The following is a 1,605-nucleotide window of genomic DNA, read 5'->3' as shown; positions in this document are numbered from 1 at the left end:
CGTGGGCTCGGAGATGTGGATAAGAGACAGGGATTTCAACAGAGCCATGTAGGGAGTCTTTCAATCGGCGCCCTGTGACAACAGATTGGGCTTAATCCCGTTTACCAGCATTACAATCGCCGCCAAGAACTGCAATCCGGCTACGACAACATACCCTCTTTCGAACCCGAAAATCGCCGGGAAAGAACCGTCAAGTCCGACATATAGAACGAAGATTGCAGAGCAAAGGATGATGGGCACGGCTACCAGTGCCACGATTCTCGATACTGTCCTGAAGAGCATACTAATATGAATCGTCGGCATAACAGGTAGATTTTCCGACCGACCTGAGGCACTTGCAGTTGTAACTAACGGTTGTGTCAGCGGGGTAGGTTCGAACCAATAGGATTTCAACAGAGCCAAACGAGTAGGACCCATCCGACGACTGGCTCATCATCTGGTCGCAGTGCGGTAGAAACCCAACACGGGATTGAAACAAGTCATCATCCAATTCGGCGAGATCTCGGTCACTGTCGAAGAGGACAACTCGACCCCATTGGTTGATGCAGATGGGGACACACTTGTTGACCGTATCTACAATGAGTTGGATAAGTTAATTGACAAATCAAACCGACGAGTACGTGAAGGTGAGGAGGCGCGCGAAGATGCGTGGCGACGGGCCGTCAAGGACTACTGGAAATACAGTCATTAAATCGGTCGGTAAGCACACCTACTTACTGGTCAGCTCACTCCAGGTTCTCGGAAGTAACAGGGTAGGTGCGCTGATTATATTCTCTGTAGTCTCAACTTGCCCGTACACCCAGTAGTTGAGACCGTCACTCTCAATGCAAACGATTTGAGTCTACTCTCGAGGTTCCGTCCAGAATGGTCCCGATCGAATCAGCTGCTCAGTAGGAGTTCCTATCTCACTCTCACGGGACCCATTTGAAGCGAGCCAACACCGAAATATAGTATTTTACCAAATACCTATACTACTTCAACTCGTTAGTGGAGACATGAGCAATCGAATCCCACCAGACGAGTTCGAGGATATCAACGAAGCAGTTGGCGAGGAATGGGAATCGGAGACGACCCCTTACGAGCGTATTCGCCGTGTTATCGCCCACACGTACACGCCTGCCTCAGCGGATACTGTCGCTGAGTACGCACGAACATCCCCGAAGACGGCACGAAGACATCTGAATACGCTCGCTGAAGAAGGGTTCGTTATCACTGCAACCGGCAACCACGGTGGAACGGTCTATCGTCGGTCGCCGGAGTCTCTCGTTGTCGAGCAGGCCGCAGACATCCTTGAGCACGTCTCGACCGACGAACTCGTCACGCGAGTTGCGGAAATGCGCGACCAACTCAACGACTATCGGGCCGAGTACGGTGTCGACTCCCCCGAGGAGTTGACGATCGAGCAGGCAAACCAGACACTCTCCGATCCCACCTCGGAGCAGAGCGAGATCGACGCGGAGACGATTCGAGACTGGCAGACGACACGTCGGAACCTCGCGTTCGCGAACGCAGCACTCTCAATCGCGAACGCCGAGAGATTCGTCGACGGCGACCTCCACTCGACCGATGGTAGTGTCCCCACCTAACCGACGATGGGGATAGCTG

1 protein-coding gene is annotated in these 1,605 nt (G+C 53.1%); it reads left to right on the top strand.

The features are described from left to right. Nucleotides 1-995 precede the first annotated feature (995 nt). Nucleotides 996-1,586, top strand: coding sequence for a DUF7342 family protein (locus QT222_RS01340; protein WP_491476057.1), 591 nt, complete (start codon nt 996-998; stop codon nt 1,584-1,586). Nucleotides 1,587-1,605: the final 19 nt, after the last annotated feature.

It is taken from the genome of Haloferax sp. s1 (assembly GCF_058382125.1).
The sequence above is the reverse complement of the archived record's forward strand: the minus strand, read 5'-3'. Positions and strand labels throughout refer to the sequence as shown.

Bases quoted from the DNA above. Each gene is read 5' to 3' on its own strand.
- QT222_RS01340 (WP_491476057.1), top strand. From the start codon at position 996: ATGAGCAATCGAATCCCACCAGACGAGTTCGAGGATATCAACGAAGCA.